Annotated in this window: 5 protein-coding genes and 1 rRNA gene; 4 read left to right on the top strand and 2 right to left on the bottom strand. The window is 30.1% G+C overall.

Annotated features, from left to right (window positions below):
- Together KQ44_RS12390 and KQ44_RS15255 are read right to left on the bottom strand one after the other, a co-directional pair.
- A partial coding sequence (locus KQ44_RS12390; protein WP_096737666.1) for a hypothetical protein occupies positions 1-1,975 on the bottom strand: 1,975 nt, incomplete at its 3' end.
- Positions 1,976-2,269: 294 nt separating this feature from the next.
- The gene (locus KQ44_RS15255; RefSeq protein ID WP_240516640.1) at positions 2,270-2,719 is read right to left on the bottom strand and encodes a hypothetical protein; all 450 of its coding nucleotides are present in this window, start codon (positions 2,717-2,719) and stop codon (positions 2,270-2,272) included.
- A 934-nt stretch (positions 2,720-3,653) separates the two neighbouring features.
- Between KQ44_RS15255 and KQ44_RS12400 the strand changes: the two genes are divergently transcribed.
- The 4 genes from KQ44_RS12400 to KQ44_RS12415 all read left to right on the top strand — a co-directional run bounded on the left by KQ44_RS12400 (position 3,654) and on the right by KQ44_RS12415 (position 7,711).
- Positions 3,654-5,168: ribosomal RNA gene (locus KQ44_RS12400) — 16S ribosomal RNA — on the top strand.
- Positions 5,169-5,600: 432 nt separating this feature from the next.
- Positions 5,601-5,888: a cupin domain-containing protein gene (locus KQ44_RS12405; RefSeq protein ID WP_240516641.1), complete on the top strand. Its 288-nt coding sequence runs from the start codon at positions 5,601-5,603 to the stop codon at positions 5,886-5,888.
- 43 nt (positions 5,889-5,931) lie between these two features.
- Positions 5,932-6,807, top strand: a complete 876-nt coding sequence (prmC, locus tag KQ44_RS12410; protein WP_096737667.1) for a peptide chain release factor N(5)-glutamine methyltransferase — start codon at positions 5,932-5,934, stop codon at positions 6,805-6,807.
- Positions 6,808-7,288: 481 nt separating this feature from the next.
- Complete coding sequence (locus KQ44_RS12415; RefSeq protein WP_096737668.1) at positions 7,289-7,711, top strand: Hsp20/alpha crystallin family protein; 423 nt, start codon at positions 7,289-7,291, stop codon at positions 7,709-7,711.
- The last annotated feature ends 222 nt before the right edge of the window (positions 7,712-7,933 follow it).

Below are 7,933 nucleotides of genomic sequence, written 5' to 3' on the forward strand. Positions count from 1 at the left end.
GCGGTCTTGCTATATTAGTCTGAGCAGCATTATTAGTCTGCGGTCTTGCTATATTAGTCTGAGTATTATTAGTTTTTACTGCATTAGTTAAAGTATTAACAGCATTATTAGTTTGAGTAATATTATTAGTTGGTGATATAGTTTCATTAGTAACTATTTCATAGAAATCATCATCAACCTCATTATTTTTTCCAGAGAAGAACTGTACTCCCAAGAAAGATAATCCTAATATTATGATTATAATTCCAACTATAGCAACAATTTTATTTGATTTTTTATTTTCGTCTATAGAATGTGCTGGGGCAACATAAGGTTCTGCAGGCTTTTTCTCTATTTCAGGCAATGCTGAAGTTTTTAATTCATCTTCAGTTTCTATTATTTTTATATCTTTTTCTTTTAATTCTTGTAATTTTTTAGATTCATCTTCATTGCTTTCAGTTTCATTTGAATTATAATTTTTATAATCTTCAACAGCATCATTTTCATCAATAGTAGGTGCTGTTTCTATGGCATTATCCATCTCTTCCTGTTTGTAAACAGATTTTTTTATATCTTCATCATTGTTTGAAGGTATGATTACAGGTCTTTTAAATATATCGCTTTTACTGTATGTAGGTTTGTCATTTATTTTAACTTCTTCTGTATTATTTTCTTTCTCTTCTTTTTCTTCTGTATTATTTTCTTCGTTTATTTCTTCTTCTGCTGATTTTTCTTCGGATAAATTATTTTCTTCTGCAGTTTCATTTATTTTTTCAGGTTCTTCTTCTTTTTTCTCAAATCTAGTAAAAGAGTATGAAGAACTATAATTATGCATTATAGATGAGGAAGGAGTTTCTGTAATTTCTTCTTTTTCCTCTAATTTTATTTCTTCTCTTACCTCTTCTATATTTTCTATCTCATCTGTTTTTGAAACTTCTTCTACAGCAGACTCTTCTTTATTTATTTCATCATCGGCTGCTTTTTCAGTATTTATTTCCTCTTCGTTTTTTACTTTCTCATCATCTTTTTTATCAAGAAAATCAGCACTGTCTTTATTTTTTTCGTTTATATCATTTTCTTTTAATTCATCATCTTTTATACTGTTTATACTATGAGCTGCTAATACGCTTGTGATTATAGGTTTTGAAACGTTTAATTCAGAAGATGAATTATTTTTTAATTCTGCATTAATTTCAGTATCATCATCAACAACAGCTAAACGTTTTTTTACAGTAACAGGTCTTGATACATTTTTTGATTTTGCTTTTATAGCTTCTTTTAATAGAGTTATTGATTCTCTTTCTGTTTTAGTTTCACTGCTCTCAGTTTTTATAGTTTCTAATTTTCTTACTGGGCTTGATGTTTTAAATGCAGTTTTTCTATCTGCTTTAGCTTCTTTTATGAGTTCTTTTAAATCTTTTCTCTCTTCTTTTTTTTCTTCATCTTTTTTTATTAAAGGTTCTCTTGAAGATATTTTATTTTCAGGTAAATCAGAAACCTTATCATCTTTTTTATCAAAAATACTATCTATTTTTTTATTTGTTATTTCTTCTTTACTTTTTTGTAAATCTATGGCTTTACTTTCTTCTTTTAGGGGTGTTTCAGATGCAGTTTTTTTAATATTTGTTTTTTTAACTGTAGTTGTATTTTTAACTTCATCATCAGCTGTTTTTTTAGCTAGGGCAGTCTTTCTAACTGTAGTTTTCTTTACTGTTGTATCTTTAGCTGTATCTTTAGTTTCGTCATCAGCTGTTTTTTTAGCTGAGGCAGTCTTTCTAACTGTAGTTTTCTTTACCGTTGTATCTTTAGCTGTATCTTTAGTTTCGTCATCAGCTGTTTTTTTAGCTGTGGTAGTCTTTCTAGCTGTAGTTTTCTTTACTGTTGTTTCTTTAGCTTCATCATCGGCTGTCTTTTTAGATGCAGCAGTCTTTCTAGTTTTTTTTACAGTTTCTTTGCTTTCTTCTTTTTTGTTTGTAGTAGTCTTTTTTGTTGCCATATTTTTACTCTGTAATATTTTGTTTATTCTTAATTAATATATTTCTTATAGTATTCATTGTTTTATCATCAAAAATGTTTTCTGTTATATTTCCTGTTTTTAAGGAGTCTATAAGATAATTATTTAAGTTAATGTCTTTGTTTAGGTTATATTTTTTTGCTATATATATGCTGTTACACATAGAAAATATTATTCTTAATTGATTACCGTTAGAAGAATACTTGTCTATAAGTTTCTGCGGGTCATCTATACCTAAACAACTTAAATTATAACAAACTTTGAAAAAAAGTTTATCTACTGCCTGCTTAACCTGAGCTTCTTTTTTATTTTTTTGTTTACAGTGTAAAGTATTGAAAAATCTCTTACTTCAAAATTGCACACTGTAGCAAAAAACTTTTCCTGATGCGGCATAAGGTAATGATGGCTTTTCATTTTGGATTCTACTCTTGTAATAAAACCTTTTTCTTCTAAAGTGTCCAAAGATTTTACTATAGTGGCATTTCCTCCTATACCAGCTTCATTAAGTATCTGAGAATGAGTAGTTTTAGCTATTCCTAACTCATAATCATAATTTGCTACCAATGTTCTGTACACTTCTTTGGCAGACAGAGGCAGTTTTTTCCAAGTGTTGTTTTCTGTTATAGATTTTGGAATAAACGAACACATTGAGGCTATAGATAAGAATGTTTCTTTATCTATATTTTTTAGCTGAGCTTTATTAATAATATCTAATATGTTTTCCAAAATCTTACTCCAATCTTACAGACTTATATAATATATCTAATTTAATATAAAATCAAGCTGTTAAAAATTATTTTACTACTACATTATCCTTATCGGATTTTTAGAGATGTAATTTTATATTTAAGTATTTTTTAGAATAATTGCTTATAAATTATTCTGGGAAATTATTTACGGAAGTTTTTATTTTTTATATATATTATTTTTTGTATTTTTTTGTATTACTTTGATTTTTTTATTTTGGTATTTTCAGTTTTGTTTTGTAATTGTGTTTAAATATTTTTTATTTTTTTAGCTATTTATTATTGTTTTATTTTGAATTTTTTATTTTTTAAGGTAATTTTTAGCTTTGAATCTCATTTTTTAATCAAAATTTTCTTCTTGAATTAGGTATTTTCATAATTTTTTATTAAAATTTTTGTTTCTTTTCTTGTTTTTTATTGAATTAGAGAGAAAAAAATCAAGATTTTAAGCAAAAAGTTCAAAAAATTTCCGTTCTTTTGGTTTTTTTAAGCTGAATTTCTGGCTTTTTTGATATTTTTTGTGGTTGAAATTGGCTAAAAAAGCACTAGTTTAATTTGGTTTTGATTAAAAATGTATTATATGTATTATAAACTCTATTTTTGAATAAAAAACATGGAATTTTTGTCAAAAACTCGCTTTTAGGCTATTGTGTTTTTTGAAGCCTATGCTATAATAATAAAACAGTTGATGAGAAACAAAAAAACAAAACATCGACTGGCACAAACAAAAATAAAAGTTCTTTGAAATATGGATAGCAGAAGCAATTTAAGAAAAACAAAACACAACTGGTGTAAATGAACTTAGATTAAGTTCTATGACCCAACGGTTACAATTTGTAACATTTCTTTAAGTAAGTAAATCACTATTCAGTAGAATAGTAAAATAAAGAATCATTTCAGATTCACAAAAAGTGAGTATGGAGAGTTTGATTCTGGCTCAGAGCGAACGTTGGCGATGCGTCTTAAGCATGCAAGTCGAGCGGACTTATTCGGGCAACTGGATAAGTTAGCGGCGAACTGGTGAGTAACACGTAGGTAATCTGCCGTAGAGTGGGGGATAACCCATGGAAACATGGACTAATACCGCATATACTCTTGCTACACAAGTAGAGTAGAGGAAAGGAGCAATCCGCTTTACGATGAGCCTGCGGCCTATTAGCCTGTTGGTGGGGTAACGGCCTACCAAAGCTACGATAGGTAGCCGACCTGAGAGGGTGACCGGCCACATTGGGACTGAGATACGGCCCAGACTCCTACGGGAGGCAGCAGCTGAGAATCTTCCACAATGGACGAAAGTCTGATGGAGCGACATCGCGTGAGGGATGAAGGCCTTCGGGTTGTAAACCTCGGAAATTATCGAAGAATGAGTGACAGTAGATAATGTAAGCCTCGGCTAACTACGTGCCAGCAGCCGCGGTAATACGTAGGAGGCAAACGTTGCTCGGATTTACTGGGCGTAAAGGGTGAGTAGGCGGACTTATAAGTCTAAGGTGAAAGACCGAAGCTCAACTTCGGGAACGCCTCGGATACTGTGAGTCTTGGATATTGTAGGGGATGATGGAATTCTCGGTGTAGCGGTGGAATGCGCAGATATCGAGAGGAACACCTATAGCGAAGGCAGTCATCTGGGCATTTATCGACGCTGAATCACGAAAGCTAGGGGAGCAAACAGGCTTAGATACCCTGGTAGTCCTAGCCGTAAACGTTGTACACTAGGTGCTTCTATTTAAATAGGAGTGCCGTAGCTAACGTCTTAAGTGTACCGCCTGAGGAGTATGCCCGCAAGGGTGAAACTCAAAGAAATTGACGGGTCCCCGCACAAGTGGTGGAGCATGTGGTTTAATTCGATGATACGCGAAAAACCTTACCTGGGTTTGAATTGTAAGATCAATGATTTAGAGATAAGTCAGACCGCAAGGAGATTTTACATAGGTGCTGCATGGCTGTCGTCAGCTCGTGTCGTGAGATGTTGGGTTAAGTCCCGCAACGAGCGCAACCCTCACCCTTTGTTGCTACCGAGTAATGTCGGGCACTCTTAGGGGACTGCCTACGTTCAAGTAGGAGGAAGGTGGGGATGATGTCAAGTCCTCATGGCCCTTATGTCCAGGGCTACACACGTGCTACAATGGCAAGTACAAAGAGATGCGAGACCGCGAGGTGGAGCGAAACTCAAAAAAGTTGCCTCAGTTCGGATTGGAGTCTGAAACTCGACTCCATGAAGTTGGAATCACTAGTAATCGTAGATCAGAACGCTACGGTGAATACGTTCCCGGGGATTGTACACACCGCCCGTCACGCCATCGGAGTTGGTTTTACCTGAAGTCGTTAGCCTAACCGCAAGGGGGGCGGCGCCGAAGGTGGGACTGATGATGAGGGTGAAGTCGTAACAAGGCAGCCGTACCGGAAGGTGTGGCTGGATCACCTCCTTTATTCGGAGATTGTCCGACTTAAATCTTACTGCTATTCATATTTGAAAGAATTTTTCCATATTATATTTTTTATACCTCGTTAATAAACTAGCCTTTAAGGCTGGTTTTTTTGTGTCTTTTTTATATTTATTTTCTTGCCTTTTATTATCATTTTGATATTATATATACTTATTAAGAAAAATATATTTCTTTAAGGAAAATATGATGATTACTACTGTTTTTATATATTAATCAAGAAAGGGACCTAAATATAGTATAATTAAAATCTATAAACTGTAGGATAGGGTAGCTGACTCATAAAATGAAAAAATACCTATTGATATTTTGTTCATAATATTAAAGAGTTTACTAATTTAGCAGAGAATTTTACCTAGTGTATATGATAAAAACAAAAACAATTTCTAATTTATTAAAAAATAAGAGGAATATTTTATGTATCAAGACTTTAATAAAGCTGAATTAAAAAATTTAGGAAACGGACTTAAAAGAAAAATATTGGCTCATTCTGAAAATCTTATGACTGTTTATATGGAGTTTGAAGAAGGAGCTGTAGCTGATGTTCATTCTCATGATAATCATGAACAAATTACTTATATTATAAACGGAGAGTTTGAGTTTAATGTAAATGGGCAAGAGTATTTATGTAAGGCTGGAGATAGTCTTCATTTTGCTAAAAATATGACGCATGGCTGTAAATGTATTAAAAAGGCAGCTTATTAGATACTTTTACTCCAGAAAGAGAAGATTTGCTGAATAATTAATTATGAATATAAATGAGGCTTTAATATATTATTCTAAACAATTAGAAAAAATTAATAATGATTATAAGGTATCTTATATTGAGGTTCAGACTATTATAATGCATTCTTTAAATATAAATAAGGTAAAATTAATATCTGAAGGCTTAAAGGCACTAAAAGAAGAAGAGATAATGAAAATAGAGAGCTTTGTAAAAAGACGCCTTAATTATGAGCCTTTAGCGTATATAATAAATAAAAAAGAGTTTTATGGTTTTGATTTTTATGTTGATAGTAATGTTCTTATACCAAGACCAGAAACTGAAGAGATTATTGATTTAATACTTGATTATACAAAATATAAAGATAATATTTCTATATGTGATGTATGTTCTGGAAGCGGCAATATAGCTATTGTATTGCAAAAATTATTTATAGAGCAGAATAAAAATATTGATATTACGGCAGTTGAAATAAGTAATGAGGCAGCAGAAATTATAAATAAAAATGCATTTAATATATTGGGCGGTGGAAAAATAAAAGATATAATAAATGATGATGCCCTAAAATATATACCAGATAAAAAATTTGATATAATAGTGTCAAATGCTCCCTATGTTCCTTTAAAAGATAAAGATTCTCTTCAAAAGGATTTGGAGTTTGAGCCTTTCAATGCTTTATATTCTGGAGATGATGGGCTTGATTTTTATAGGGATTTTTTAAATATTATAGATATATATTTAAAATATAATGGTGCATTCTTTTTTGAGATAGGATATAATCAGGGAGATTCTTTAATTAATATATGCCGTAATTTGAATATATATAATACCGAAATAAAAAAAGATTTAAGCGGTAAAGATAGATTTTTGGTATGCTATGATTTCAAAAATAAATTTTAAATTCAGTAAAAAATAATTCTACACTAGTTTAACTATATCGATATGATCTTATTTGCTCGATTTCTATATTTTTATGAATGTATTATTAACTCTTTATTATAGAAACCTTGCATTTCATATATAATACTTCTTCTTAGATATATACAGCAGATGCTTGTTTTTATTACTATATAAAAATAATTATAAAACAAATCCAGTATAAACTCTATACATTGTTAATATTACTTTAATAAATTAGTATAATTCATATACAAAACTATAACAAATTAGGTATAAAAATTAAACATATATTTATTTATATATAATGATACAGAATAATAATTACAAATAAATGTATAAATAATATACAGTATTTAAAAAATAATTGGTACAATTCTTGCATATATAATAGTGTAGCAAATATGAAAGCTGCTTAAAGCTAATATAAAGGCTTTAATAAGATTTAAGAAATATATAAATTAATATAAAAGGAGTTTTAATTATGGATAAAAGAATATTTTTACCTGCTTTACATTCTGTTTTAGATGATTTCAGAGGTTTTGATAATGCGTTTAATAGCTTATATGCTAATGATGAAATAAAAAAAATGCCTCACTACAATATAGAAGAAGATGAAAAAAGTTACTGCATAGAAATGGATATGCCGGGTGTAAAAAAAGAAGATTTAGATATAGGTATAAAAGAGAATATACTTTCTATATCAGCTAAACGTAAAAAAGTAAGAAAAACAGAAAACGGCGAATCAAAAGAAGAAGTTGTTTCAAGCTATGAACAAAGTTTTAATATCAGTACAAAAGGTATTGATGTAGAAAATATTGAAGCTAACTTGAATAACGGAGTTCTTAAAGTAATTCTTCCAAAAAAAGAAGAACTTAAATTTGAGAAAAAAATAAATATAGACTAATTAAAAAAGTATAAATTGTTCAGTGATAAACTAAGAATTATCACTGACAGTTTAAGAAAGTAAATAAGTTTATAAGTGAATAATTTTGTAATAAAACTAAATAAAATTGATGATGTATATTTATAAAAGTGAATATATAGTTATATGAAATAATTTTTATATATAAAGAAGCCAAATAAAAATTACGAGCGTCTGTTGGCGAAGCAAACAGAGGCATTAAGT

The sequence above is a fragment of the Brachyspira sp. G79 genome (assembly GCF_002379365.1).
GTDB lineage: Bacteria > Spirochaetota > Brachyspiria > Brachyspirales > Brachyspiraceae > Brachyspira.